This is a genomic window from uncultured Faecalicoccus sp., assembly GCF_944327125.1.
GTDB lineage: Bacteria > Bacillota_I > Bacilli_A > Erysipelotrichales > Erysipelotrichaceae > Faecalicoccus.
In genome coordinates this window covers 1-26466 of record NZ_CALVGO010000017.1, presented here as the reverse complement: position 1 = coordinate 26466, position 26466 = coordinate 1, and the positions used below count along the sequence as shown (strand labels likewise).

Annotated in this window: 25 protein-coding genes; 21 read left to right on the top strand and 4 right to left on the bottom strand. The window is 38.5% G+C overall.

All coding sequences use genetic code 11. From position 1 onward, the window contains the following. Positions 1-80 precede the first annotated feature (80 nt). The 3 genes from Q0K03_RS03640 to Q0K03_RS03630 are packed head-to-tail and all read left to right on the top strand — an operon-like array spanning position 81 to position 3176. Positions 81-1028 carry a DMT family transporter gene (locus tag Q0K03_RS03640; protein ID WP_297237835.1) on the top strand — a complete coding sequence of 316 codons (948 nt, stop codon included), beginning with the start codon at positions 81-83 and terminating at the stop codon, positions 1026-1028. Next, a complete protein-coding gene (locus Q0K03_RS03635; protein ID WP_297237832.1) occupies positions 1000-1902 on the top strand; it encodes a ketopantoate reductase family protein in 903 nt (300 codons plus the stop codon). Before Q0K03_RS03640 ends, Q0K03_RS03635 begins: the two co-directional genes overlap by 29 nt. Positions 1903-1946: 44 nt before the next feature. After that, complete coding sequence (locus tag Q0K03_RS03630) at positions 1947-3176, top strand: DUF1015 domain-containing protein (RefSeq protein ID WP_297237830.1); 1230 nt, start codon at positions 1947-1949, stop codon at positions 3174-3176. 8 nt (positions 3177-3184) lie between these two features. Here the strand turns inward: Q0K03_RS03630 and Q0K03_RS03625 are convergent, their stop codons facing one another. Genes Q0K03_RS03625 through serC form a run of 3 tightly spaced genes read right to left on the bottom strand, consistent with a single transcriptional unit; the run spans position 3185 to position 6217 of the window. Continuing rightward, positions 3185-3967 (bottom strand): histidinol-phosphatase HisJ family protein, encoded by a 783-nt coding sequence (locus tag Q0K03_RS03625; RefSeq protein ID WP_297237827.1) that lies wholly within the window; start codon positions 3965-3967, stop codon positions 3185-3187. Beyond that, a complete protein-coding gene (locus Q0K03_RS03620) occupies positions 3964-5136 on the bottom strand; it encodes a phosphoglycerate dehydrogenase (protein ID WP_297237825.1) in 1173 nt (390 codons plus the stop codon). Before Q0K03_RS03620 ends, Q0K03_RS03625 begins: the two co-directional genes overlap by 4 nt. Next, positions 5129-6217, bottom strand: coding sequence for a 3-phosphoserine/phosphohydroxythreonine transaminase (gene serC / locus Q0K03_RS03615; protein ID WP_297237823.1), 1089 nt, complete (start codon positions 6215-6217; stop codon positions 5129-5131). The genes Q0K03_RS03620 and serC overlap by 8 nt, the downstream gene beginning before the upstream one ends. Positions 6218-6410: 193 nt before the next feature. Between serC and Q0K03_RS03610 the strand changes: the two genes are divergently transcribed. The 7 genes from Q0K03_RS03610 (at position 6411) to phoU (ending at position 12265) form a co-directional block, all read left to right on the top strand. Further along, a complete protein-coding gene (locus tag Q0K03_RS03610) occupies positions 6411-7172 on the top strand; it encodes a GDSL-type esterase/lipase family protein (protein ID WP_297237821.1) in 762 nt (253 codons plus the stop codon). A gap of 9 nt (positions 7173-7181) precedes the next feature. Next, positions 7182-8111, top strand: coding sequence for a calcium/sodium antiporter (locus tag Q0K03_RS03605; RefSeq protein ID WP_297237819.1), 930 nt, complete (start codon positions 7182-7184; stop codon positions 8109-8111). Between the two features lie 117 nt (positions 8112-8228). After that, positions 8229-9098, top strand: coding sequence for a substrate-binding domain-containing protein (locus tag Q0K03_RS03600; RefSeq protein WP_297237817.1), 870 nt, complete (start codon positions 8229-8231; stop codon positions 9096-9098). 75 nt (positions 9099-9173) lie between these two features. Further along, positions 9174-10025, top strand: a complete 852-nt coding sequence (gene pstC, locus Q0K03_RS03595) for a phosphate ABC transporter permease subunit PstC (RefSeq protein WP_297237815.1) — start codon at positions 9174-9176, stop codon at positions 10023-10025. Further along, on the top strand, positions 10025-10852 hold the full coding sequence (gene pstA / locus Q0K03_RS03590) for a phosphate ABC transporter permease PstA (protein ID WP_297237813.1): 828 nt from the start codon (positions 10025-10027) through the stop codon (positions 10850-10852). The genes pstC and pstA overlap by 1 nt, the downstream gene beginning before the upstream one ends. A 4-nt stretch (positions 10853-10856) precedes the next feature. After that, positions 10857-11612: a phosphate ABC transporter ATP-binding protein PstB gene (pstB, locus tag Q0K03_RS03585; protein ID WP_297237811.1), complete on the top strand. Its 756-nt coding sequence runs from the start codon at positions 10857-10859 to the stop codon at positions 11610-11612. Further along, positions 11612-12265: a phosphate signaling complex protein PhoU gene (gene phoU, locus Q0K03_RS03580; RefSeq protein WP_297237809.1), complete on the top strand. Its 654-nt coding sequence runs from the start codon at positions 11612-11614 to the stop codon at positions 12263-12265. Before pstB ends, phoU begins: the two co-directional genes overlap by 1 nt. Positions 12266-12321: 56 nt before the next feature. Here phoU and Q0K03_RS03575 read toward each other — a convergent pair whose 3' ends face one another. Next, positions 12322-12735, bottom strand: coding sequence for an Hsp20/alpha crystallin family protein (locus tag Q0K03_RS03575; RefSeq protein ID WP_297237806.1), 414 nt, complete (start codon positions 12733-12735; stop codon positions 12322-12324). Between the two features lie 236 nt (positions 12736-12971). Between Q0K03_RS03575 and Q0K03_RS03570 the strand changes: the two genes are divergently transcribed. From Q0K03_RS03570 to Q0K03_RS03520, 11 genes are all read left to right on the top strand, one after another. Continuing rightward, positions 12972-13586 carry a sugar transferase gene (locus Q0K03_RS03570; protein ID WP_297237804.1) on the top strand — a complete coding sequence of 205 codons (615 nt, stop codon included), beginning with the start codon at positions 12972-12974 and terminating at the stop codon, positions 13584-13586. Then, a complete protein-coding gene (locus Q0K03_RS03565; RefSeq protein ID WP_297237802.1) occupies positions 13583-14452 on the top strand; it encodes an NAD-dependent epimerase/dehydratase family protein in 870 nt (289 codons plus the stop codon). Before Q0K03_RS03570 ends, Q0K03_RS03565 begins: the two co-directional genes overlap by 4 nt. After that, on the top strand, positions 14449-15558 hold the full coding sequence (locus tag Q0K03_RS03560) for a glycosyltransferase (RefSeq protein ID WP_297237800.1): 1110 nt from the start codon (positions 14449-14451) through the stop codon (positions 15556-15558). The genes Q0K03_RS03565 and Q0K03_RS03560 overlap by 4 nt, the downstream gene beginning before the upstream one ends. Continuing rightward, positions 15555-16343, top strand: coding sequence for a glycosyltransferase (locus Q0K03_RS03555; protein ID WP_297237798.1), 789 nt, complete (start codon positions 15555-15557; stop codon positions 16341-16343). Before Q0K03_RS03560 ends, Q0K03_RS03555 begins: the two co-directional genes overlap by 4 nt. A 6-nt stretch (positions 16344-16349) precedes the next feature. Next, complete coding sequence (locus Q0K03_RS03550; protein ID WP_297237796.1) at positions 16350-17087, top strand: glycosyltransferase family 2 protein; 738 nt, start codon at positions 16350-16352, stop codon at positions 17085-17087. A 101-nt stretch (positions 17088-17188) separates the two neighbouring features. Continuing rightward, on the top strand, positions 17189-18187 hold the full coding sequence (locus Q0K03_RS03545) for a glycosyltransferase family 2 protein (protein ID WP_297237794.1): 999 nt from the start codon (positions 17189-17191) through the stop codon (positions 18185-18187). Between the two features lie 41 nt (positions 18188-18228). Then, positions 18229-20886: a glycosyltransferase gene (locus tag Q0K03_RS03540; protein ID WP_297237792.1), complete on the top strand. Its 2658-nt coding sequence runs from the start codon at positions 18229-18231 to the stop codon at positions 20884-20886. 72 nt (positions 20887-20958) lie between these two features. Further along, positions 20959-22086, top strand: a complete 1128-nt coding sequence (locus Q0K03_RS03535) for an ABC transporter ATP-binding protein (protein WP_297237790.1) — start codon at positions 20959-20961, stop codon at positions 22084-22086. Positions 22087-22102: 16 nt separating this feature from the next. Then, a complete protein-coding gene (locus Q0K03_RS03530) occupies positions 22103-22888 on the top strand; it encodes an ABC transporter permease (RefSeq protein ID WP_297237788.1) in 786 nt (261 codons plus the stop codon). Positions 22889-22911: 23 nt separating this feature from the next. After that, the gene (locus Q0K03_RS03525) at positions 22912-25371 is read left to right on the top strand and encodes a glycosyltransferase family 2 protein (RefSeq protein ID WP_297237786.1); all 2460 of its coding nucleotides are present in this window, start codon (positions 22912-22914) and stop codon (positions 25369-25371) included. A gap of 31 nt (positions 25372-25402) precedes the next feature. Next, the coding region (locus tag Q0K03_RS03520) for a methyltransferase domain-containing protein (protein WP_297237784.1) at positions 25403-26466 on the top strand (1064 nt) is incomplete at its 3' end.

The window sequence follows — 26466 nt, the reverse complement described above, 5'->3', positions numbered from 1 at the left end:
AGACACGTATCCGTAAAGGGGATGCAGCACCAATGGCGATCGTGAAATTTGTGAAGTAGAGCAATCTACTTCTTTTTCTTATGAAAAAAGATTTTTGGACACGGCCGGGTGTGGTCGTTCTGACTGCTGTATTCTGTTGTGCTCTGTGGGGCAGTGCCATTCCTTTTATCAAAACGGGGTATCGGCTGTTTTCGATTCCCTCCTGGGATACCGCCAGCATTTTGTTGTTTGCCGGCCTGCGGTTCGCCCTAGCCGGCATCCTGGTCCTTGTGATAGGAAGTCTCATCCAAAAAAGACTTTTGTTGCCGACCCGGACTTCATATAAGGCCATACCGGTCCTTGCGTTTTTTCAAACGGCCGGACAATATTTTTTCTATTACATTGGCCTGGCGCATACCAGCGGAGTCAACGGCTCTATCATTAGCGGGACCAGCGCATTTTTTGCCTTGTTGATGGCCAGTATGGTGTTTCATTATGAAAGTCTCAATCTTCGCAAGCTGACAGGCTGTGTATTGGGCTTTTTAGGAATCTTGATCATGAATCTGGGAGATATTCAGGGGATCTCCGTTTTTGGGGATGGCTTTGTGCTGTTGTCCCAGCTTTGTTCTGCTTTGAGTGCTGCCTTCATCAAACAATTTACGCAGACTGATGATGCCGTAATGCTCAGCGGTTATCAGTTTTTTGCCGGCGGACTCTGTTTGATCTTGGTCGGTTTAGGAATGGGCGGTCATTTGGCCTTGACCAATGCACTGGGCTTGGGTGTGCTTTTTCATCTTGCCTTTGTATCGGCGGCTGCCTATACATTGTGGGGAATCTTATTGTCAAAGAATCCTGTCAGTCAGGTAGGAATTTTTGGCTGTCTGATTCCGGTAATGGGGGTTCTGTTGAGTGCTTTGATGCTTCAGGAAGTGGATCAGGCATTTTCTTTGACGGGACTGATCTCGCTTCTTTTGATTGTTGGCGGTGTGGCCATATTGAATGTTAGAAAGGATGAAAACGATGATCCAGAAAGTAGGAATTGTAGGTAGAGGTGCCATCGGAGCCTTGTATGGGACGTTACTGATGGAACATGGGTGCAAGGATCTTGTGTTTATCGTGGATGAAGACCGAAAGAAAAGGTATGAAACAGACCCGGTGACCATCAATGGAAAAGACATCCCTTTTTCGTATGTGACAAAAGGGGATCCCCTTGATTTGATCTTGATCTGCACAAAGTATGCCGGGTTAAATGCGGCCATCGAAGAAATCAAAGATTTTATGAGTCCGCATACGATTCTTTTATCTTGTTTGAATGGGATTGAAAGTGAGACGATCTTGCGTCAGCATTTTTCTAAAGATCAAGTGATTCGCTGTATCGTTCAGGGAATGGATTCCACGTATTTAAACAATACTGTGGATTTTTCCCATGTAGGTCAAATCTTGTTTGGGGCCGAAAATGAAAATCAAAAGGCGCTGGTCGATGCGTTGGAAGTATTCTTTGAACAGTATAGGATACCGTATCGCCGATGTGAAAATATATACCGGGACCAGTGGAATAAGCTGATGTTGAATTGCGGGATCAATCAAGTGTGTGCAGCCCACCAGACAGGGTATGGAGGCTGCCAGAATGGGGGAGCCTATCAGAAGGAATTTATCATGGCCATGAAAGAAGTCCAGAAGGTTGCCAGGGCCAAGGGAATCGATCTCAAAGATCAGGATATCGAAGCCTGGATCGATCTTGTCAATTCTTTACGTCCGGAAGGAATGCCCAGCATGGCGCAGGATGTACAGGCCAAACGAAAGACAGAATTGGCTCTTTTTTCTGGGACCATCGTACCGCTGGCCAAGAAAGAAGGGATCGAAGTTCCTGTCCTGGAAAAGCTGATGAAAGAAATTCAGAGAATTGAACAGAGTTTTGCGTGAAAACTCTGTTTTTTTGTATAATGTAGAAAATAGGAGACGTAAATATGCAACCATGTTTTAGAAGAGGAAGTTTTTTATTGCCGAATGATTCTGTCAATGGGAGAAAGTGGTCTGTGATTGCCTGTGATCAATATACCAGTCAGAAAGAGTATTGGGACAAGGTGGAAGAAATCACGAAAGATGTACCTTCAACGTATCATTTGATCTATCCGGAAATTTATCTGGGAGAAACAAGTAATCGAATTGAAAGGATCCACTTGGCAATGGATCGGTATCTAAAAGAAAATATCTTGAAAGAAAAAGTTAAAGATGGCTTTGTTCTGGTAGAAAGAAAGACGATATCCGGCAATCGAATCGGGGTGTTGGGGATCGTTGATCTGGAAGCCTATGATTTTACTGTCGGCAATACCAAACCGATTCGAGCCACAGAAGGAACGATTCGTCAAAGGATACCCCCTCGTTTGAAGATTCGCCGCAATGCACCTCTGGAATTGAGTCATGTCATGGTTTTGATCGATGATCCTGAAAATACGCTCATTGAACAGCTGTATAAAGAAAAAGACCATTATTCTGTCTTATATGATTTTGATTTGATGATGGATGGCGGCCATGACAAAGGCTATGCGATTACAGGAACAAAAGCCCAGGAAATCGAAGAAAAGATTTTTGCGATGCAAAAGGAAAGAGAACTCTTTCTTGCGGTCGGGGATGGAAATCATTCTCTGGCCACGGCCAAGGCTTGTTGGGAAGAAATCAAAAAGGACTTGAGTCTGGAACAACAAAAAGAACATCCAGCCCGTTATGCGATGGTAGAAATGGTCAATTTACACAGTCCGGCCCTGATTTTTGAACCCATTCATCGTTTGTTGTTTCAGGTGGATCTGTGGGATCTCTATGAGTCTTTTAAGGACTATTGTGATGAAGAAGGAATCGTGCTGGCGCCTGGCAAAGAAATCGTATTCTATCAAAACGGAGAAGAAAAGTCCGTTTCTTTGATCAAGAAGGACAATCGCCTTCCGGTCGATATCTTGCAGACGGTCATAGATCGTTATTTGTCAAACCATCAGGAGGTAAAGATCGATTATATCCATGGGGAAGAAGCGATGATGGCCTTGTTGAAAGAACCTTCCAACGGCGGTATCTTTTTAGATCGTATTGAGAAAAGCAGCCTGTTTCCCGCCATCGTAGCGGGAGGCGTCCTTCCACGAAAGACTTTTTCCATGGGAGAGGCGGATGAAAAACGCTTCTATCTGGAAGCGCGTAAGGTAAAATAAAAAGAAAGTCATTCATAGACTTTCTTCAGTTTGTCAAAACACTGTCCAACATGTTCCGGGATATGGGCATCACTGGCCCATACGATCGGAACATGTTTTTTTTGAAGGATCTTTCGAAATTTTGGATCCAGTCCAACCTGCGGGTGATGATATCGGTAAAAGGCACCTGTGTTATCTTCCATCAGGACGTTGTGGGTTTTAGCTAAATCGGCTATGGTTTCATACGTCGCTGTTAGATCATAGCCTGCTTGTTTCTGGTAGAGTTTGATTACATCCGGATGTCCGATTTGGGAAAACAAGTTAGAACCAATACACTGTTCCAGCTGCCGGTAGTAATCCTGAAAGATCGTTTGGGTATCGTAGCGATCCCATAAAAGTTCTTTACTGAAAGAAGAGATATCATAGAGGATATCAAAAATAGAATGAACACTTCCTACCAGGAAATCAAAAGGATAGAGATTCAGTTTGTCTTTCAGAAAGGGCTCTCTTTCTTTTTTATAACAGACTTCCAATCCCCATGTCACCTTGATGGGCAAGTCTTCTTTTTTGATTTCTTCGATCAGATCGATGTAATCCTGCAAAGAGTTTTTTTGTTTTTGCGAAAACCACTGGGCTTGCAGCGGGTTTTGCCGGCAGATATCGTCATACATGTCTTTGAATTCATAAAACCGATGAGTATGATCGAGGATCTGCAGATGGTCGATTCCTTTGACTTGGGCATTTCTTATGAATTGATATACGTATTCTTTGCTCAGAGGTCCATTTTCTAAATGTACATGAGCATCGATCATGCTTTCTCTCCCTGATACGTGCTTACTTTGACAACACCTTGAATTGCCTGGATCTTTTCAATGGTTTCCTGGCTGGCTTCCTTATCCAAATCTAAGATCGTATAGGCAATATCGTTTCTTGACTTATTCATCAGATTTTCAATATTGGCATTGTCATGACTCAATGAGTTCGTGATCTGTGAGATCATTTTCGGGACGTTGTGATGGATGACGCAGATTCTGAATGGAGTATTGAAATCCATGTAACATTCCGGCATATTCACAGAATTGCGGATGTTTCCATATTGAAGATAATGCATCGTTTCCTGAGCGGCCTTGATGGCACAGTTTTCTTCACTTTCGGCTGTCGAGGCTCCTAAATGCGGAATTGCGATCACACCGGGATGGTTGACCAATTTACAAGTAGGGAAATCGGTGACATAAGTTTTTACTTTTCCACTGTCCAAAGCTTCCAGAATGTCATCTTCATTGACCAGGCCGCCGCGGGCGAAATTCAAGATCTTGACACCGTCTTTCATCATGGCAATCGTTTCTTTGTTGATGGTGTCTTTGGTTTTATCGTTCAATGGAATGTGGATCGTGATAAAATCACTGTTTTTATAAAGTTCTTTGATGTCGCTGTCATGTTTGACATAACGGGATAGATTCCATGCCGCATCAATGGACATGAAAGGGTCATAGCCGCGTACTTTCATGCCGAAACGCAAGGCAAGATTGGCGACCTGGACACCGATAGCACCGCATCCAATGACACCCAGGGTCTTTCCGTTGAGTTCGTTTCCGGCATATTGTTTCTTTTGTTTCTCCATGTCTTTGGCCAGATTTTCGTTGTCTTCCTGCGTTTTGGCCCAGGCAATTCCGCCATAGATATCACGGCTTGCCATAAGCATACCGGCAAAAACCAGTTCCTTGACGGCATTGGAATTGGCGCCCGGCGTATTGAATACAACGATTCCTTTCTCGGTGCAGGTCTGGATATCGATGTTGTTGGTACCGGCTCCGGCCCGAGCGATACATTTTAGATTCGGTGAATATTCAATGTCATGAAGATTGGCGCTTCGGACCAGGATGGCATCTTCATCCCGGATGTTTTCATCCACCTGGTATTGATCATTGAACTGATTCAAACCCACCTGGGCGATGTTGTTGTAGAGTTTTACTTTATACATGGGCAAGATTCTCCTTTTCAAAGTTCTTCATAAATTCGATCAGGGCTTCTACCCCTTCGACAGGCATCGCATTATAAAGGCTGGCACGCATACCGCCTACACTGCGATGACCTTTTAAATTGACCAAGCCATGTTCTTTGGCTTCTTTTACAAATTTTTTATCCAGTTCTTCACTTCCGGTCACAAAAGGAATATTGGTGTAGGAACGGTCTTCCTTGGCCACCGGATTGGAATACAGTTTGGAAGAATCGATATAGTCATACAGCATCTTGGCGCGTTTATGGGTTAATTTTTCCATTTCTTCCAGTCCGCCGATTTGTTCTTCCAGCCATTCCAATACAAGACCGACCATATAGATCGAATAACAAGGCGGTGTATTGTACATCGAATCGTTGTCAGCGTATGTTTTATAGTCCAAAAGACTCGGGATGTTTTCTTTGGCATTTCCAATCAGATCTTTTTTCACGATGACGATTGTTACGCCGGCAGGCCCCATGTTTTTCTGGGCCCCGGCAAAGATCAGATCGTATTGACTGACATCACACGGTTCACTGAGGATACAGCTGCTCATATCGGCCACGAGCAATTTTCCCGGATGAGGGGGCAGTTCTTTATATTTGGTGCCGTAGATCGTATTGTTTTCGCAAATATAAAGATAATCACTGTCTTGGGACAGATCTTCCGGTTTGATTTTTGGAATATACGTGAAATTGTCTTCGGCACTGGAAGCGATGACATGCACTTCTCCCAGTTTTTTGTGTTCCATGATGGCTTTTTTTGTCCACTGTCCGGTATTGATGATATCGGCACTGTGTTTCAATAAATTTAACGGTACCATGGAAAACTGCATCGTTCCGCCACCCTGGCAAAACAGGATCTCATAGTTTTCAGGGATATTCATCAATCTTCTTAAGCGGGCTTTGCATGTATCCAAGATCTCCTGAAATTCCTGAGAACGGTGAGACATCTCCATGACGCTCATTCCGCTTTGACGGGCATCGAGCATCTCATCGGCGGCCTTTTTTAAGACCCATTCGGGTAAGCAGGCAGGACCTGCGCTAAAATTGTACACTCTTGTCATATCGTAAACTTGGTGCCGGGCACCATTTTCCTTTCTGTAATATCCATAATTATACGAGGATAAAATAGAAAATCAAGTAAAATGTTCAGAAAATAAAAACAAATGTCTATAATGCGAAAACAATATTTTATTGAATCCTTTACGTTATCTTAGTGAAAATATGGTAGAATATATATCAAGGAAGTTTGGTTATATGAAAAGAAGAAAAGTTAAAAAGCAGAAATATTGGATCCTTATTTTAGCCGTTGTGATTGTTTTATGTGTGGGAGCTGTTTATGTATGGACGCATTCATCAACGACGGCACAGGGACGTACATACATTCAGGAACAGGAAAATAAAAAAGTAGATAAAATATCGGAGAAATTAAAAGATAAGAAAAGTTCTGAAATGGAAGCTGCTATCGAATCGGGAAAAGTGGATGTCTTTGCGCTTTTTGATGATGCGGTGATCTTTGGCGATTCCCGTGTGATGGGATTCAGCGTGTATCACTTTTTTCCGGAAAGTCATGTGTTTGCTTCTTCGGGAGCTACGATCAAGAACATCTCCGATTGGGTAGAACAGGCCAAGAATGCCAATCCAAGTTTGATTTTCTTTTCTTACGGTGTCAACGATATGGGAATGAATATCGATGCCGAAGAAGGTGGTTATGACGGCCAGTACGAAAGTCAAATTAAGAAAATTGTTGAAGTTTGTCCCGATGCGACCATCATCGTGAATTCCATCATTCCGGCGACTCCTGCTGCCGTACAGAAATCGCCTAGCTGGGGAAATGTCGATGCGTATAATACAAAAATCAAATCGATGTGTGAAAAAAATAAGTGGATCTATGTGGACAACTCTGAAATCAGCCAAAATGGCAATGCGAACATTTACCAGAATGACGGCATTCATTTCTTAACGACATTCTATTCGACCTGGGCTGAAAATATGATCATGACTGTCCGCAATGACTAAGGAGCATGCATGAATTGGATTCTTTCGATTCTATTGATTTTGGCGGGCTTTTTGTGTCTGGTCAAGGGAGCGGACTGGTTTGTGGATGGAGCTTCTGGCTTGGCAAAAAAATGGGGCGTATCCGCTTTGGTGATTGGCCTTACGATCGTGGCCTTTGGGACCAGTGCCCCTGAACTTGCGGTGTCTATGACGGCTGCACTGGAAGGGGCCAATGAAATTGCCGTAGGGAATGTGGTCGGTTCCAACATCTTTAATCTATTGGTGGTGGCAGGTCTTAGCGCCTGCATTTATCCTTTGGTGATTGATCCTGTCCTTTTAAAAAGGGACTGGCCTTTATCCAATATAGCGGCTTTGGTTTTGACTTTGATGTTATTGGGGGATCAAACGATCACCCGGTGGGAAGGATTTCTTTTGCTGGTGCTTTTTGCCGGTATGCTGGTCAAACAACTCTCCAAGGCAAAAAAAGAAAAGGATAAGGAATCCAAACCAGAGGTTCGTTCGTATCCGGTCTTGATTCTGTTGTTGATGGCAGGAATCATCACGATCGTTATCGGAGGCAAGCTGGCCGTAGAAGGGGCAAGACGTCTTGCCTTGTTGTTAGGGTGGTCACAGACTTTGATCGGGCTGACGATCGTGGCCATCGGCACGTCGCTTCCAGAGTTGATGACCAGTATCATTGCTGCCAGAAAAGGAGAAAACGAAATTGCGATGGGCAATGTGATTGGTTCCAATCTTTTCAACATTCTCTGTATTTTGGGACTTTCTTCTGTAGTGCATCCCATTACGGTACAGCCTACAGCCATCTATGATTCTCTGATTTTGATGGGAGTTTCAACGTTCTACTGGATTCTGGCAAAAAGATTCCAACTGGATCGAAAGTTAGGGATCTGTATGATCTTTACGTATATTCTTTATACGATCTATATTGTTTTTCGATAATTGCTGTTCGGAACGGACAGCTTTTTTATTTTACATTCTTTTAACATTTCTTTACTTATGACTTAACAAACTTTTTGTATAGTATCCATGTAAACAAAAGAAAAGAGGAAAAAAAGTATGAATAAGTTTGTAAAAGGAATGTTTGCGTTTGGATTAAGCGCAGCCACATTGGTAGGATGCTCAAGTTCAGGTTCTGGTGAAGAAGATGCATCTGCAGCTTCTGGAAGCATCACAGTCGTTAGCCGTGAAGATGGTTCAGGAACGCGTGGAGCTTTCACAGAATTGTTAGGAATTGACGATGGAGAAAAAGACAACACAACAAGCAGTGCACAGATCACAAACTCTACTTCTGTTATGATGACAACGGTAGAAGGAAATGACTATGCGATTGGTTATATTTCATTAGGTTCATTAAATGATACGGTAAAAGCCGTTAAGGTTGACGGTGTAGAAGCTACACAGGAAAACATCGAATCTGGAGAATACACCGTAAGCCGTCCATTCATTGTATGTACAACCGGCGAAGTGAGTGAATTGGGACAGGATTTCATGAACTTCATCATGTCCGATGAAGGACAGGCTGTTGTTGCTGAAGAAGGATATATCGCTATGGAAACAACAGGAGCGTTTGAATCCAATGGAGCGACAGGCGACTTAACTGTAGGTGGTTCAAGTTCCGTTACTCCAGTAATGGAAAAGCTTGCTGAAGCCTATAAGAAAATCAATGCGGATGCCAATATTTCCGTTCAGCAAACCGACTCGACAACCGGTGCGGAAAGTACGATTTCTGGTGTATATGATATCGGTATGTGTTCTCGTGAATTGACAGACGATGAAAAAGATGCTGGTTTGACACCGACAACGATTGCTATCGACGGTATCGCTGTGATCGTAAACAAGAACAACAGTGTAGACAACTTAACGTCCGATCAGATCAAAGAGATCTACACAGGTGAGATTACAGAGTGGGCTGACGTTGCCGAATAATCATAAAAAAAACGAAATAGCCAAAAAAGGGGGAAACCCCTTTTTAGCACGATTATATAAGAGAGGATGTGAATCATGCAGTTGAGAGAAAACGCGATGCGCATAGTGTTCATGCTGGCGGCATGTTTTAGTATCGTAGCTGTATTCTTTATCTGTTTCTATCTGTTTATTAATGGTCTTCCTGCCATTGCCAAGATTGGACCGTTGAATTTTCTGACCGGCATGGAATGGGCCCCCAGCAATGAACTTTATGGAATTTTTCCAATGATCATCGGGAGCATTTATGTAACGGCCGGCGCCATTATTGTCGGCGTGCCGATCGGGATCTTGACCGCTGTGTACATGGCATACTTTTGTCCTAAAAAGATCTATCGCATCGTAAAACCAGCTGTTGAACTGCTGGCGGGGATTCCTAGTATCGTTTATGGGTTCTTTGGACTGGTCGTGATCGTTCCTTTGATCCAGGATGTGTTCCATACCAGTGGAAATACGGTTCTGGCCGCTTCTGTCCTGTTAGGGATCATGATCTTGCCGACGATCGTATCTGTATCCGAAGCCAGTTTGCAGGCGGTGCCGGATTCTTACTATGAAGGAAGTTTGGCTTTAGGAGCCAGTCATGAAAGAAGTGTTTACTTTGTTTGTTTAAAAGCCGCTAAGTCCGGTGTTTTAGCGGGTGTGATCCTGGGTGTCGGACGTGCCATTGGAGAAACGATGGCGGTGATCATGGTTGCCGGAAACCAGGCCGTGATTCCTGGCAGTCTATTGCATGGGGTACGAACAATGACCGCCAATATCGTATTGGAGATGGGCTATGCCAGCGGGCTGCACCGTGAGGCGTTGATTGCGACGGCTTGCGTTCTTTTCGTATTTATTATGATCATTAATCTTTCCTTCTCGGCTTTAAAACGGAAGGAGGCGAAAGCGTAATGAAACATAAAAAAGATCGCACGTCTTTGGCTTTATCGCTTTTGACTCATGTTGCCGCGGTCATCACGATTTTGTGTTTGTTGTTTATTATTGCTTATATTTTGATTCGCGGTGTTCCTAATCTAAAACCATCTTTATTCGCATGGGAATATAATACCGACAATGTCAGTATGATGCCTTCCATCATTAATACGGTCATTGTGGTGCTGATGACTTTATTGATTGCCGGCCCGATTGGTATCTTTTCTGCTATCTACCTGGTGGAATATGCCAAACGAGGCTCGAAGCTGGTAAAGATCATTTTGTTGACAACCGAAACTTTATCCGGCATTCCAAGTATTGTGTATGGTTTGTTTGGGTCTTTGATGTTTGTTCTTTCCATGGGAATGGGACTGAGTGTATTGGCCGGTTCATTGACTTTGGCCATCATGGTCCTTCCTACGATCATGCGTACGACCCAGGAAGCCTTAGTGGCGGTTCCGGATTCTTACCGTGAGGGAAGTTTTGGTCTGGGAGCGGGAAAGTTAAGAACGATCTTCCGCATTATTTTGCCAAGTGCTGTACCGGGAATCATGTCCGGAATTGTGCTTAGTATGGGACGTATCGTCGGAGAAACGGCCGCTTTGATCTATACTTCCGGTACGGTTGCCAAGGTATGTACCGATGTATTTGCTCCGGGAAGCACTTTAGCGGTCCATATGTACCGTTTGATGAGCGAAGGCCTCTATACGGAACAAGCTTGTGCTGTTGGGGTGGTCTTGCTGGTATTTGTAATCGTTATGAACAGCTTATCTTCTTATCTGGGACGTAAGCTGGTGAAAGGATAAAATTATGAACGAAGTAAAACTGTCAATCAAAGATGTGAATTTATATTATGGAGATTTTCATGCCCTGCATGGTATCACAATGGATATCAAGGCCAATGAGATCACCAGTTTTATCGGACCCAGCGGATGCGGGAAAAGTACGCTTTTAAAATCCATCAACCGTATGAACGATCTGGTTGAAGGATGTAAGATCACGGGAGATTTCTTACTGGATGGTCAAAACATCTATAAAGAAATTGAAGTCAATACGTTGAGAAAACGTGTAGGAATGGTGTTTCAGAAACCCAATCCTTTCCCGATGAGTGTCTATGACAATATTGCCTATGGGCCAAGGACCCATGGAATCAAGAAAAAAGCAGAGCTGGATCAAATCGTAGAAGAAGCCTTACGCAATGCCGCTATTTGGGATGAACTGAAAGATCGTTTAGGTAAAAGTGCGTTGGGTCTGTCCGGCGGTCAGCAGCAGCGTCTTTGCATCGCCCGTGCTTTGGCTATCAAACCGGAAGTATTATTGATGGATGAACCGACCAGTGCGTTAGACCCGATCTCAACGGGAAAAATCGAAGAATTGACCTTAAAGCTGAAGAAAGATTATACGATCGTGATTGTAACGCACAATATGCAGCAAGCCATGCGTATCAGTGATAAGACGGCCTTTTTCTTGTTAGGAGATTTGATTGAATTTGGAGATACGGAAATGATGTTCTCCACACCAAAGGAAAAGAAAACAGAAGATTATATTACAGGGAGGTTCGGATAATGGTTGTTCAGACAAAGTTTTTAAAACAGACGCAGCAGCTCGAACTAAAGATGACCGAAATGGGACAGAGCTGTTTGAAGGGTTTATCCTTGTGCAAGCATTCATTGTACGATGCGGATAAGGTGTTGACACAGGAAGTGGATGAACTGCATGAAGAGGTTTCAACGTTAGGCCGTGACTGCGATCAAAACTGTATGCGCATCTTGCTTCTTCAGCATCCGGTTGCCCGTGATCTTCGCCGGATCACCGTGGCAACCAACACGGTTCGAGATCTGACTCGTATCATGGATCAGGAAAAAGAAGTAGCTGCCCTGATTCGCGAGATGGATCATACATCCGGCTTGATCGATGAATCTATTTCCGATTTATTTGCGATTGCCAAAGGGATGATCTCGCAGGCGGTAAGCGCGTATATGAGCCGTGATGAAGAACTGGCTTCGGAAGTGATTTCCATGGACGACAAGGCCGATGCCGCGTATTTAAAAACCAAAGAATTTTATACAGATAAACTGGCTGCTAAATTAGAAGATCCAGGTTCTCTGGTCAATCTTTTACTGGTGGGAAAATACTTAGAGAGAATGTGTGATCATGCCTCAAATATAGCCCGCTGGGTGCTGTATCAAAAAACCGGTGTATTGGAAACTGAAGAGTAAAGAAATTCTTTCCACGACAAAAAAGGAATGCCTGTGCTGGCATTCCTCTTTTTGCGTTATTCGATTGGAATATACTTGTTTTCCTCAACCTGTTTTTGAACAGAGCTAGGGAAAGAGATCTTTAATTCACCATTTTCAAAGTTGGCTTTGATGTCTTCCTGGCGGACTTGATCTCCTACATAGAAACTTCTTGAATACGAACCGTTCATACGTTCCTGACGAATGATCTTTCCATTTTCGTCTTTTTGTTCATTGTTCGTATTTCGGCTGGCTGTGATCTTTAAATAGCCGTTTTTCAATTCCAGCTGGATATCTTCCTTTTTAATTCCAGGAACTTCGATATCCAACAGATAATTTCCATCTTTTTCGGTAATGTCGGTTTTCATGCACCGCGTTGGGGCAAAACCAAAATCGTCATCAAAGAAATCATCAAACAAATCAAATCCTCTAAATCCTGGGTAGTATTTCATATACATCGCCTCCATTTTCCTTGCGGTTGTTTTGACAGCCGTTGATAATGAAATTCTTCCCATCAAGGAGCTTTCCTTGATTACAATTCTAATTATAGTCAAATTATTAGCACTGTCAAGTGCTGAGTGCTAATAATTTGTGTTTTTTTAACCAATTCTAATCATGGCTTTTTTACCAGAGATAGAATGATCAGCGGATTCATGGTACAATAGGACCGTTAAAAAGAGGAAAAATGATGTATAAAAGAATAGTGAAACGAATTCTGGATTTTTTGATCAGTTCGATTGGATTTATCGTCCTATCGGTTTTTTTTGTGATTCTTTGTCTTTTGATAAAGATCACTTCTCCAGGGCCCGTATTTTTTAAACAGAAACGGGTAGGGATCCATAAATCCTATTTCAATATTTTGAAGTTTCGCACGATGCGTATCGATACACCGCACGATGTTCCTACTCATATGTTAAAAGACCCGGATCAGTACATTACTCCGGTTGGAAAGTTTTTGCGTAAGACATCCCTGGATGAATTGCCGCAGCTGATCAATATCATCAAGGGCGATATGTCGATCATTGGTCCGCGTCCTGCACTGTGGAATCAGTATGATTTGATCGAAGAAAGAGATAAATACGGAGCCAACGATGTAATGCCTGGCCTGACAGGATGGGCCCAGGTCAATGGTCGGGATGAATTGGAAATCGAGTATAAGGCCAAACTGGATGGAGAATATGTAAAGCGACAGAGTTTTCTTTTTGACTGTAAATGTTTCTTTATGACGATCACTTCCGTTTTGAAACATGAAGGTGTCGTTGAAGGGGGAACGGGTCAGATGCATAAAGGAGATCCAAAGTGAAACGGGTATTGATTACCGGAAAGAACAGTTATTTAGGGGCTTTTGTGAAAAAGGAACTGGAAAAAGATCCTTTGAATTATGAAGTCAAAGAACTGGATCTAAAAGAAGAAACGTGGAAAAATTTTGATTTTTCCTCTTTTGATGTGGTTTATCATGTAGCGGGACTTGCGCATTCAACACCAGATGAAAGTCAGCGGGATTACTATTATAAGGTCAATACAGAACTGGCGTATCAATGTGCTTTAAAAGCGGCCAGGGAAGGTGTCTCGCAGTTTATTTTTATGAGTTCCATCATCGTTTATGGGAGCGGGGATGTGTCTAAAATGCGGATCATCACCAAAGATACGGCGCTGGATCCGGATAATTTTTATGGGGATTCAAAAAAACAGGCCGAGATCAAAATAAGATCCATTGATTCGAATATGAAAATCGTGATCTTGCGGCCGCCGATGATCTACGGACCGAAATCCAAAGGAAATTATCCGCTTCTTTCTAAATTTGCCCGAAAGACATTGATTTTTCCAAAATATAAAAATGAGCGAAGTATGTTGTTTGTCGGAAACTTAGCAGTTTTGATCAAAAAGTTAATGGATACTGAATTTGAAGGAATCTTGCTTCCTCAAAATAAGGAGACGGTACAAACATATAGAATGATCAAAGAGATTGCCCAATTTTACCATCATAAGATTTGGTTTACTTCTTTACTGAATCCTTTGGTTCATGGCTTTAAAAAGCTGACTGTGGTCAATAAGGTTTTTGGAAATCTGGTCATTGATCCAAGTTTATCGCATTTTGAACTGGATTATCAAAAATACTCTTTTGAACAAAGCATCGTTCTGACAGAAAAAGGAGATATGGATCTATGAAAGTAGGAATCGTCTGTGCTTTTGATACATACTTTGACCGGCTGGCGCTTTTAAAAGAGTATTATGAAGAAAAGGGCGCCCAGGTGATTGTCTACTCCTCGAATTTTTCACATCGTCAAAAAGAAAAGCTGGAGCACCATCCTTTGGTGGATGTCATGGTGCCGACAAAACCGTATCATAAGAATCTTTCAATTGCGCGTCTACGATCGCATGTTGATTTTTCTCGTGAGGTCGGAAATCTTTTAGAAAAGACGGATTTTGATTTGGTTCATGTGATGGTGCCGTGCAACTCATTGGTCAAATATGTACCCAAACATCCATTTAAGCTGGTGTTTGATGTGATCGATCTCTGGCCGGAGACTTTACCGATTTCCCGATTCAAAAACTGGTTTCCTTTTACGGTTTGGAAAAATATGCGGGATAAAGAGATCGATCAGGCGGATTTGATCTTTACAGAGTGTGAACTGTATCAAAATGTTCTCCAAAAAGCGGAAAATAAAAAATATAAAACATTGTATTGGGCAAGAAAAGAAGAACCCATGAAAACAGACGTTCAGTTAAGACAGGAAGAAGTACGATTCTGTTATCTAGGGTCGATCAATCATATCATTGACATAGATTTTATCGTGAACCTGTTAAAAGAATGCGCCAGGTATCGCCGTGTTTCCATCGATCTGATTGGCGATGGAGAATCAAAGAATGAGCTCATTCAATCTTTAAAACAGTATGGGATCCATGTCGAGGATCATGGCAAGGTCTATGATCAGAAAGAAAAACAGGCGATTTTTGATCGCTGTAATTTTGGCTTGAATGTGATGAAAGAAAGTGTTGTGGTGGGTTTGACCATGAAGTCTTTGGATTATATGTGCGCCGGGCTTCCTATCATTAATACGATTGGCGGCGATACCAAAGATTTCTGCAGCCAGTATGATATTGGATTTCATGTGCCCCATGATCAGATAGGTATAGCGGCTCAGAAAATCTGTTCCCAGACCATCATGGAAAATCAGATGCAGCGAAAAGCCATCCAGAAACTGTATGAGGATCATTTTACGAAAGATTCGTTTTTTGAAACGATGGATCGGGTTATGGAGGATCTATTATGAAGATCAAAAAGGGAATCATAGTTTTATATAATCAACGTGTAGAATTTTCGTCTTCCTACCGTAAATTTCGTTCCTTGAATCTTCCTCTTCTAGTCATCGATAACAGTACGGAATCAGAATATATTGAACACAATAAAAGAATTACGTCTGAAGATGGCAATACTTATTGTTCCATGGGGGAAAATGCCGGGCTGTCCAAAGCGTATAACCATGCTATAGAGATTTTAAAGGAACAAAGCTATGAAGACTATATTCTAATGATGGATGATGACACGGATTTTCCAGAAGATTTTTTGGAAGCGATGGAGAAAGCAATCGAAGAGCATTCGGCAGATATCTATCTTCCTATCGTACAGGCAGAAAACCATATCTTATCTCCGTGTCAAATAGAAAATGACCGCATCCGGGAACTGGAAGATCAAAAACACATTGATTTTTCTAAGCTTTCGGCCATCAACAGCGGAATGGTGATTTCCATGCGGGTATTTGATAAAATACACTACAATGAAGCGTTGTTTTTAGATTATGTGGATCATGATTTTATGCGGCAGGTAAGAAACAAGAATCTAAAGATCTGTATTGTGAATGCGGTGGTTCATCAAAGTTTCTCTTTATGGGCGGATACCAAAGAGAAGGCGAGCTGGCGTATTCAAACCTTAAAGAAAGATTTGAACGTGTTTTATGGAAAAGGGCTGAAAAACTGGTGGCTGGTGCAAATGATCATCATGAAACGAAAGCTTCGCTATATAGCTCGATTCAAAGATATTTCTATTTTATGGAAGTGATAAAAAATGAGAAGAAAAAGTGTTTCAGTGGCCATGGCGGCTTATAATGGGGAAAAGTATATTCAGGACCAAATGGTTTCTATTTTAAAACAATTGAAAATGGAAGATGAGTTGTTGATATCGTTGGATTTTTCAACGGATCATACCGAAGAAATCGTTTATTCTTTGGCAAAAGAGGATAAACGCATCCATATTGTTCAAGGGCCAGGACTTGGTGCCATTCAAAACTTTGAGAATGCGATCAATCTTGCGAAAAACGAAATCATCTTTTTGGCCGATCAGGATGATTACTGGCTGCCTGGAAAGGTGGATCGGGTCTTGAAAGAATTTGAAGATGACAACGTGAAGGTGGTCATGCACGATGCATCAATTGTGGATGAAAACTTGAATGTTCTTCATGAATCGTTTTTCAAGTATCGAAAAGTTCGTTTGGGAATCAGGGAAAACATCTTAAAAAATAGCTATATGGGTTGTTGCATGGCATTTACACAAGAGCTGAAGAACGAGTTTCTTCCTTTCCCGAAAAGAATCCCTATGCATGATCAGTGGATTGGTCTGGTTGGTGAACTGACGGGAAAGAATGTCTTGATTCCGGAGGTCTATTTACTGTATAGAAGACATGAAGACAACGAAACCAATCTTAAACATTCAGGTTTCTCGCAGATGGTCAAGTGGAGAGTGGATCTGTATAAAGAAGTTGAGAAGTTTAAAAAGCATAGAGAATTACTAAAGTCTGAACAATAGTTCAGGCTTTTTATATAGAGTTGAGTGTGGAAAAGCACAGATATTATGAAAAGGATACGGTTTTATGTTATCGTATAGAAGAATAAAGTAAGGGTAAAGATATGACTAAAATGATCTCAGTGGCTATGGCTAGCTATAATGGTGAAAAATATATAAAGAAACAATTGGATTCTATATTGGCTCAGACAAGAAGCGTAGACGAAATCATTATTGTCGATGATCAATCTACGGATCATACTCGCGAGGTGGTCGAAGAATACATAAAGAATCACCCGGAAATGAAATTTGTATTCTCTGTAAATGAAAAAAATCAGGGCTATAAAAGAAACTTTAAAATCGCTTTGTCGAAATGCCGGGGAGATTATATATTTTTATGTGATCAGGATGATATTTGGATGCCTAATAAAGTAGAAAAAATGACAGATATCATGGAGAAACATCCAAATATTCAGGTTTTGGCTTCTTCTTTTTCTTTTATTGATGGTGAAGACAACCCTTTTGAAATTGAACAGGTAAAAGGATTGTCAAATAACAATTTACTAAGAATGAATGTAGAGGCAAATGATTTAGTGCAAGTGACATTTGAAACGCTATTAACTCAAAATTCTTTTCAAGGATGCGCTTTAGTTGTGACCAAAGCTTTAAATGAAAAGTTTCAAAAAAATTTTACTGAAGATTTGTTCCATGATTGGTTGCTTAATTTATTTGCTGCTGAAGTAAATGGAATGTATTTTATTAATAAACCGCTTTTTCTATATCGAATTCATGAAAAAAATACAATAGGAATCAATGAACAAGAACATTTTAGTAATAAAGAAAGAGCAAAAAAAAGAAATGAATTGAAAACAAGGGTTTTATTTGCGCAGTATCCTTTAAAAACGCTAAAAACATTAGAGAAGAATGATCCGGATTTAATAAAAAATCAACCAGATTACAGACAACGAATGGACTTCTATCAAAATCATATCCAATACTTAACGAACAGAAATATTGTCAAACTGTTTTTGCAAAACTTTTCTCCTTATTACAAAGGTATAAAAACTAGAAAAGCACGAATTATGGACTTGATTTTCGTGATTTGGAAAAAGAAACAAGTATAATTGTAAAATAATTTTATTAAAAAAATTAGAAAGGAATCGCAATGCAATTAAATGAGATACATGTAACAAATGGGAACGTTGTAAATACTCTTAATATAATTCATAATCAGGAAAAATGGAACTTCATTAATAACGATCCTCAGATAGAAATTAAGTTTGACTTTCCTGTGCGAGGAATTCGCATAAAAGCAGAATCAAATTCCGATTTTTTCTCAAGCTGTGTAGAGATATATTATAAGAAAGAAGATGGTTCATTTGATGAAGAACATAAATATTCTTTTTCTCGGGATTTTTGTTTAGAAACTTTTACTGATATATATTTTGATGATTTTTATGATGGTTTTAGAATTGATTTAGATAAAAACAATAATCAATGCTCTTTTTCAAGTTTTGAAGTCATGCCTGTGAATGACATGGATTTTGTAAAAGAGATGGAAAAAAACATTGGCCTTCATAGAGATGAGGGGATTTTGTTGATCACTCATGATCTTTCTAATACAGGAGCACCTATATTGGCTTTTAATATTGCAAATGTTTTAAATAAGAAATTAGATGTTATTACACTTTCTTTACTAACAGACCCTGATTCAGATGTGTGTATGAAATATCACAATGCCCAATTACCATTGTTTTTTATTCATGACTTTTCTTACGCGAAATATTCTTTTTATGGTGACGTTCCTTTTCACAAATATGGCTCTTTAGAGAATATGAAAAATAATCTTTTCTTTGAAGCTGCCCGAAACATGGGAATTAGAACGGTTATCACAAATACAGTTGTGTCGGGTTCAATCGTGCAATTATTAAAAGATTATGATTTTACGATTATTTCTTTGATTCACGAAATGAAAAATACAATTTTACATTATGGTTTTCAGAGATCAGGTGATTTAATAGCAAAATATTCTGATTATATCGTATTTCCAAATGAAAATGTGAAGCAAGATTTTGAGGATATTTATCCTAAGATTTATGGCAAAATGATGATTCGACCTCAAGGAGTATATTTAAATAGCAAATTTAATGAAGTTGAAGATATCGTGTTCAGTGAGTTTCATATTGATAAGTCAACAAAATATATAATGGGCTCCGGAACGGCAGAATTACGCAAAGGGATAGATTTATTTATAGCGGCTGCGATTTCATTGGGAAGCAAATTTGAAAACTTACACTTTATATGGACAGGGCCTTTTCATAACGATGAGCTAGCATCTTGGATGAAACTACAAATTCGTAAATCCGGAATGGAAAAACGAATTCATCTTTTGCCCTTTATTAAGGATTCCAATATATATAAAACACTATTGTCGAGAGCAAAAGCTTTTTGGTTAACTTCTAGAGAAGATCCTTTTCCTTCTGTTGTTTTAGAAGCATTGAAATTTCATATTCCTGTTCTGGGATTTGACAATAGTGGAGGATTTTCTGTAATGGCGCAAAATAATCAGGCGATTGGTATCAAAGAGTTTGATATTGTTCAGTTAGTAGAAAAAACGGAAGAACTTTTACAGGGAAAAAGCCTAATCAATTGGGAAAATGTAGATAATTTTTGTGAAGAATTAGATTTTGAAGAATATTGTGATTATCTTTTTGACCTTTCACATTCTGAAAATACAATCACTCCCGATTTAAATGTTTATAAATATCAAAATAGCTCGAAAAAACATTATTATGAACGACAAGGTAAAGTTTCTTCAAAAGAGGAGAAGATGATAAGACTAAAAAATGCCAATTTTATTTTTAGAGTTAAAAAAGCGTATTTGGATGAAGTAGTCTTGTTGGATACAGCGATTGGTTCCGACAATGTTGGCGACGAAATTATCATGTCTTATTGTGATGACATATGCAAGAATACTTTTCATTTGTCAAAGATTCGACATATTCCTACACATATTTATGATGAACAAATCGAAAAGATTGAAAATAATTTGAAAATTCTTTGTGGGACAAACTTGATTTATAAACAAATGGAAAACTCTCGCCAGATGGTATTTCCAGAAAATATAAAGGCTATGAAGAATACCTGTCTGCTTGGAGTTGGCATGCAGCAAATTGGGCTGAATGAAGATACGAGTCAATATACGAAAAAGTTATTGAAACTTATGTTAAACAACGAGTACTTACATTCAGTAAGAGATGAGCAAACGAAGGAGTTTTTAAATAGTCTTGGTATAGAAAACGTAGTGAATACGAGTTGCCCCACCATGTGGAATTTAACGGAAGATCATTGCAACAAAATCCCTAAAACGAAAAGTAAAAATGTTCTTACAACGATTACAGATTATGCACAAGACAAAGAAATGGATGCATTAATGCTGAACATATTGAAGTCTGCTTATGAAAAGGTCTATGTGTGGATACAAGGACAATGCGATTATGATTACTTAAAAAGTTTAGGTGATTGTAAAAATCTTATTTTACTTCCTCCTACATTAAAAGATTTAGATAGATTATTAGATACCGAAGACTTGGATTATATTGGAACTAGACTGCATGCAGGGATTCGCAGCTTAAATAAATATCATAGAAGTTTGATTGTTGTTGTGGATAATCGTGCCAGGGCAATTCATAAAGATACTAATTTACCGGTGATAGAACGAGATTCTTTGCATCAGAATCTTATGAATTGGATATATTCTGATTTTGAAACCAAGATTAGCTTGCCATTGAATGAAATTCAAAGATGGAAGGGCCAATTCTAGCCATTTATCCTAAAGTTGTAGATTTATAAAAATATGCTAAAATAAGACTGTTTGACTTGATGAGGTGAGCACATGGAGAATATCAATGCAATTGAAGTAAGAAATATGTCTAAAAGCTTTAAGATCGAATACGATCGAGCTAACACTTTAAAGGATAAATTACTTTTTTGGAATCGTGGTAACGTGGAAGTTCACCAAGTATTAAGAAATATAAATCTCAACATAAAGAAAGGTGAAACGGTAGCTTTGATAGGGACGAATGGCTCGGGAAAGTCCACATTATTAAAGTTGATGACAAAAATAATATTTCCAAGCGAGGGTACTATAAAAACTTATGGAAAGTTAACGTCTTTATTAGAATTAGGAGCTGGTTTTCATCAAGATTTTACAGGCAGAGAAAATATCTATTTTAATGCATCTATTTTTGGGTTAACACGTAAAGAAATTGATCAAAGAATTGACAAAATTATAGAATTTTCAGAGTTAGAAGATTTTATAGATAATCCTATACGTACATATTCTTCCGGAATGTATATGCGTTTAGCTTTTTCTGTTGCTATTAATGTAGATGCAGATATTCTGCTGATTGATGAGATACTCGCTGTCGGTGATCAGCATTTTCAAGATAAGTGTTACGCAAAACTTGAAGAATTAAAAGATTCGGGAAAAACAATAGTTATCGTTACCCACAGTTTAGGTGAAGTAAAGAAACTGTGTCATCGTGCAATATGGATATATAAAGGTGAATTAAAATTGGATGGCGATCCAATTTATGTGATTGATGAGTATTTGAAGCAGAGTGCTATTGATCACAAAGAAGAGAGAAAGAAAGCAAAGGAAAAAGGCGAATTTAAATCAAAAACCATTATGTATGTTGATTCTCCACGAGACTTAGCTGTTGTAAAAAATGTGAATAAAATGCTTCTGCGTGGTTGGAAGATATCAGATGAAGAAAATACAAAACTAAAAGTTTTCATAGATGATCAGGAAATAGAAGGAATTCAGGTTCAACCACGTCCAGATGTGTATGAAGCTTACATGGAGCAATTTGATGGAATGTTGGATTCAAATCAAATTGGTTGGAAGAAAGAGTTTGATGTCACTAAATTAGGGATAGGAAAACATTTCTTAAAAGTTATTTGTTTAGATGAGAAGGATAACGAATTATCTTCCAAAGAAGTTGAGTTCAGTAAAGAATAGAGGGAAGAATTAAACTATGCAAGTATGGAAAGATATATATAATTATCGCGAGTTACTTAAAACCAATATAAAGAAAGATATTCGTGGTAAATATAAAGGAAGTTTTTTAGGTATATTATGGTCCTTTTTAAACCCTTTGTTACAAGTAATGGTTTATTGGATAGTGTTTCCATTTATTATGGGAAGAGCCGGTGCAGTGGATAACTACTTATGTTATTTGGTCACTGGTATTATTCCCTGGACTTTTTTTACTACTGTTGTTAATGCTGGAACAGTTTCCATGATAAACAATTCAGGAATCATAAAAAAAGTCTATTTCCCTAGAGAAGTTCTTTTGATTTCACAAGTATGTAGTGGCATTATAAACTTTTTTATTTCCTGTATTATTGTAGTGATTTTTTGTGTTGGTACAGGTGCGGGTATTTCTTATCATTTAATTTGTTTACCCATTATAGCAATCATAGAAGCTATACTAAGTTTAGGTATTATTTTTATTTTAAGTGCTATCGAGGTTTATGTGCAAGATATTGAATATGTGGTTGGTTTTCTTTTGAATATGGGATTTTATGCAGCTCCTATCCTATATCAGATGAATGTATTAGATGGGGCAGGTATATTACAGAAGCTAATTTCATTAAATCCTTTTACAGTCTTGATTTCGGCATATAGAGACATTTTTATGTATCATGAATGGCCGGATGTATCTGGACTGGCAGCCGTTTTTTGCTTGGCATTGGTGATTTTACTGATTGGATATTTTGTGTTTAAGAAATTGGAAAAAGGTTTTGCGGAAAAACTTTAATAAAATGAAGGAGTCGTATCTGCATGGCATTTAAATATAGTATCGATGATATAAAATATAAAAAGTGTAAAGAATTCTCATATATTGTAATTCACGGATGGTGTCTTTCTGAAAATGGAGGGTCCGTAGATTATAAAGTGTTGATCAATCATTTGGAACATTCTTTTTCGTTATCTAGATATTCACGAAAAGATGTACTTCAATACTTAAAAAAATCTGGTGAAGAAGACAAAATTGGATTTAAAATATATGTGGATGTAAAGGATGTTGACGTTGAAAACATTCAATTATTTTCTTGTTCAAAAAATGATGAAACTAAGATTTATAGTGCAAATAAAGAGAAACTAAATAAAATTAAAGATATATATCCTTTAGAGTATTATGTAGATTCAGTAGATAAAAATCAAAATGAATATAAGATTTATGGATGGGCTTATTCTTTGTCGGACCAGTCTCTAAAATTGATTGGCAGGGATGTTAAAAATAATTCTATTCTAGAATCGAGCGTTCAATGGCTTTTTAGAAATGATGTCGGTAGTTTTTACGATTTGCCTGAAGCTAAAAGATGTTGTGGCTTTCAGTTTGATATAAAGACGGATCGAAAATTTAAATTATATGCTCAATGCGGCGGAGAGGAATTTGAAATAGAATACGATAAAAAAAATCCTTCTCTAAAGCAATTGTTTGGAGCTTATGCTAAAAACTTAAATTCGAAAAATGTAAAGAAAGCAATAAAATATGTGCGTGATAATGGTGTTATAAAATTTGCCCATAGGTTGACTTTAGGGCCGACTGAAGAAATATCGTATAATCAATGGTTTTCTTCTAATCAACCGACAAAAGAAGAATTGGAAGAACAAAAAAAGACAACATTTAGTTTCTCTCCAAAGATTAGTTTGATTTGTGCGACATATAACACACCTATTGAGTTTTTAAACGAAATGATTTCATCCGTTTTAAGTCAAACTTACTCAAATTGGGAATTGTGTATTGCAGATGGAAGCACCGATGATAAAGTGCAAAATTGTATTGAGAAAAACTATCTATCAGATTCTAGAATCAAGTTTCAGAAATTATCTGATAATTTTGGGATCTCTGAGAATATGAACGCTGCACTTAGTTTAGTTTCCGGAGATTATGTAGGTCTTTATGATCATGATGATATGCTTACACCGAATGCACTTTTTGAGGTAGTGTCTTCGTTGCAAGATTATCCTTATCAGTTTATTTATACAGATGAAGATAAATACATGACAGATTTAAAAGAGCTGCAGGATCCTCATTTCAAATCAGATTTTAATATTGACCTTTTAAGAAGTGTAAATTATATTTGTCATTTTTTAGTAGTGAGCAAGAAGTTGATTGAAAAGGTGGGTGGCTTTAGAAAAGAGTTTGATGGTGCACAAGATTATGATTTTGTTTTGAGATGTATTGAGAATATCTCTGAAAAAGAAATACATCATATTCCTCAAATATTGTATCATTGGCGTATGCACAGTGCTTCAACGGCTTCCAATCCGCAGAGTAAATTATACGCATTTGAAGCTGGAAAAAATGCTATTCAAGCGCATTTGAACCGTGTCAATTTAAGAGGGACTGTTTCTATGCAAGAAAATTTGGGACTTTATCGAGTTAAATATGAAGTTCTAAAAGAAGATAAAGTATCGATTCTTATTCCCAACAAAGATCATATTGAGGATCTACAAAAATGTATTAGTTCTATTTTGAAATCTAGTTATACCAATTATGAAATCATTGTAATTGAAAATAATAGTGTAGAAGAAAGAACGTTTTCATATTACGATGCTTTGAGTAAAGAGTATCAAAATATCAAAGTCGTTTATTGGGATGATGAATTTAATTATTCCGCAATCAATAATTTTGGGGCAAAGTATGCAGATGGAAAGTATTTGTTATTATTGAATAACGATACGGAGATGCTAAACGATCAATGCATTGAAGAAATGGTTAGTTATTGTCAGAGAAAAGATGTGGGAATAGTCGGTGCTCGTCTTGTCTATGACGATAATACAATTCAACATGCTGGCGTAATTGTAGGACTCGGAGGAATTGCTGGCCATAGCTTCATAGGAAAACCGATGAATGATCCTGGTTATTTTGGACGCATATTATGTGCTCAGGATTTGAGTGCGGTGACGGCAGCCTGTCTTATGGTAAAAAAAGAAATATTCAATCAAGTAAATGGTTTATCAGAGGATTTAAAAGTTGCATTTAATGATATTGATTTCTGTTTAAAGGTACGCCGAAAAGGATATCTTGTGGTTTACAATCCATATGCTATTTTATATCACTATGAGTCTAAATCCAGAGGAGCTGAAGATTCTCCTGAAAAAATACAAAGGTTTAATAGCGAGATTCAGAATTTTAGAGGGAAATGGCCAGAAATCTTATCTAAGGGGGATCCTTATTACAACCCGAATTTAACTTATATGGGGGAATCTTATACTTTGAAACAAGATTAAAAGCAATCTACGTGATGCAAAGGTTTGAAAAATGAAATCATATTCAACAGGACAATTTGCTAAATTGGCGAATGTAACCGAACGCACAATTCGATATTATGACAAAATAGGGTTGTTAAAACCCTCTTTTGTTATGGACAATGGATACAGAAAATATACACAATCCGATTTATTAAAGTTACAAAAGATTCTGTCTTTAAAACACTTGGGTTTTTCTTTGGAAGAAATATTTCCAATGGTATTGAAAGAACAAAACATTAAAGAATCGTTTACGATGCAGATAAATTTATTAAACAGTCAAATTCTGCATTTACAGGGAATTCGTGATTCTATGGAGAATTTGTTGAGAAATATTGATGAAGATAATTTGAACTGGAATCAAATCATCACATTGTTCCAAATGTCGAATATAGAATCGGAGATTGTGAAACAGTATAAAGATTCAAATAATTTAAACGTACGTATTTCTTTGCATGATCAGTTTTCTACAAACAAGACAGGATGGTTTAACTGGCTTTTTGAACGGATTGATTTTTCTAAAGTGAATCGTTTATTGGAAGTTGGTTGCGGCAATGGAAAACTCTGGGAAAATCGAAATATTGATTTAAGAAACCGAGAGATTTTTTTATCAGATATATCGGAAGGAATGGTACAGGAAGTACGAAGAAAACTTGGAAAAGAGTTTAACTGTATACAGGCCGATTGCCAGTCGATTCCTTTCAAGGACGGATATTTTGATACTGTGGTTGCCAACCATGTATTGTTTTATGTCCATGATTTGAACAAAGGGTTGTCTGAAATTTATAGAGTGTTAAAAAATTATGGCACATTTTATTGCAGTGCTTATGGGAAAAACCATATGAAGGAAATTACAGAACTGGCACAGTCTTTTGATTCCAGAGTGGTTTTGTCACAAAACAAGCTTTATGATTTTTTTGGCTTGGAAAACGGGAAACAAGTATTAAAAAATTATTTTGCTACTGTAGATTTCATTCCCTATGAAGATTCATTGATTGTAAATCAAGCCCAACCCTTGATTGATTATATTATGAGCTGTCATGGTAATCAGAATGAAGTCATAGGGCCTAGAATTTT

What these genes read in the sequence shown, in the direction of transcription:
- Q0K03_RS03525 (WP_297237786.1), top strand. Translation starts at nt 22,912, where the DNA reads ATGGCATTTAAATATAGTATCGATGATATAAAATATAAAAAGTGTAAA.
- Q0K03_RS03600 (WP_297237817.1), top strand. Translation starts at nt 8,229, where the DNA reads ATGAATAAGTTTGTAAAAGGAATGTTTGCGTTTGGATTAAGCGCAGCC.
- Q0K03_RS03605 (WP_297237819.1), top strand. Translation starts at nt 7,182, where the DNA reads ATGAATTGGATTCTTTCGATTCTATTGATTTTGGCGGGCTTTTTGTGT.
- Q0K03_RS03545 (WP_297237794.1), top strand. Translation starts at nt 17,189, where the DNA reads ATGACTAAAATGATCTCAGTGGCTATGGCTAGCTATAATGGTGAAAAA.
- pstA (WP_297237813.1), top strand. Translation starts at nt 10,025, where the DNA reads ATGAAACATAAAAAAGATCGCACGTCTTTGGCTTTATCGCTTTTGACT.
- Q0K03_RS03540 (WP_297237792.1), top strand. Translation starts at nt 18,229, where the DNA reads ATGCAATTAAATGAGATACATGTAACAAATGGGAACGTTGTAAATACT.
- Q0K03_RS03530 (WP_297237788.1), top strand. Translation starts at nt 22,103, where the DNA reads ATGCAAGTATGGAAAGATATATATAATTATCGCGAGTTACTTAAAACC.
- Q0K03_RS03570 (WP_297237804.1), top strand. Translation starts at nt 12,972, where the DNA reads ATGTATAAAAGAATAGTGAAACGAATTCTGGATTTTTTGATCAGTTCG.
- Q0K03_RS03555 (WP_297237798.1), top strand. Translation starts at nt 15,555, where the DNA reads ATGAAGATCAAAAAGGGAATCATAGTTTTATATAATCAACGTGTAGAA.
- Q0K03_RS03635 (WP_297237832.1), top strand. Translation starts at nt 1,000, where the DNA reads ATGATCCAGAAAGTAGGAATTGTAGGTAGAGGTGCCATCGGAGCCTTG.
- Q0K03_RS03630 (WP_297237830.1), top strand. Translation starts at nt 1,947, where the DNA reads ATGCAACCATGTTTTAGAAGAGGAAGTTTTTTATTGCCGAATGATTCT.
- Q0K03_RS03550 (WP_297237796.1), top strand. Translation starts at nt 16,350, where the DNA reads ATGAGAAGAAAAAGTGTTTCAGTGGCCATGGCGGCTTATAATGGGGAA.
- Q0K03_RS03560 (WP_297237800.1), top strand. Translation starts at nt 14,449, where the DNA reads ATGAAAGTAGGAATCGTCTGTGCTTTTGATACATACTTTGACCGGCTG.
- Q0K03_RS03620 (WP_297237825.1), bottom strand. Translation starts at nt 5,136, where the DNA reads ATGTATAAAGTAAAACTCTACAACAACATCGCCCAGGTGGGTTTGAAT.
- Q0K03_RS03625 (WP_297237827.1), bottom strand. Translation starts at nt 3,967, where the DNA reads ATGATCGATGCTCATGTACATTTAGAAAATGGACCTCTGAGCAAAGAA.
- pstC (WP_297237815.1), top strand. Translation starts at nt 9,174, where the DNA reads ATGCAGTTGAGAGAAAACGCGATGCGCATAGTGTTCATGCTGGCGGCA.
- serC (WP_297237823.1), bottom strand. Translation starts at nt 6,217, where the DNA reads ATGACAAGAGTGTACAATTTTAGCGCAGGTCCTGCCTGCTTACCCGAA.
- Q0K03_RS03610 (WP_297237821.1), top strand. Translation starts at nt 6,411, where the DNA reads ATGAAAAGAAGAAAAGTTAAAAAGCAGAAATATTGGATCCTTATTTTA.
- Q0K03_RS03575 (WP_297237806.1), bottom strand. Translation starts at nt 12,735, where the DNA reads ATGAAATACTACCCAGGATTTAGAGGATTTGATTTGTTTGATGATTTC.
- pstB (WP_297237811.1), top strand. Translation starts at nt 10,857, where the DNA reads ATGAACGAAGTAAAACTGTCAATCAAAGATGTGAATTTATATTATGGA.
- Q0K03_RS03535 (WP_297237790.1), top strand. Translation starts at nt 20,959, where the DNA reads ATGGAGAATATCAATGCAATTGAAGTAAGAAATATGTCTAAAAGCTTT.
- phoU (WP_297237809.1), top strand. Translation starts at nt 11,612, where the DNA reads ATGGTTGTTCAGACAAAGTTTTTAAAACAGACGCAGCAGCTCGAACTA.
- Q0K03_RS03640 (WP_297237835.1), top strand. Translation starts at nt 81, where the DNA reads ATGAAAAAAGATTTTTGGACACGGCCGGGTGTGGTCGTTCTGACTGCT.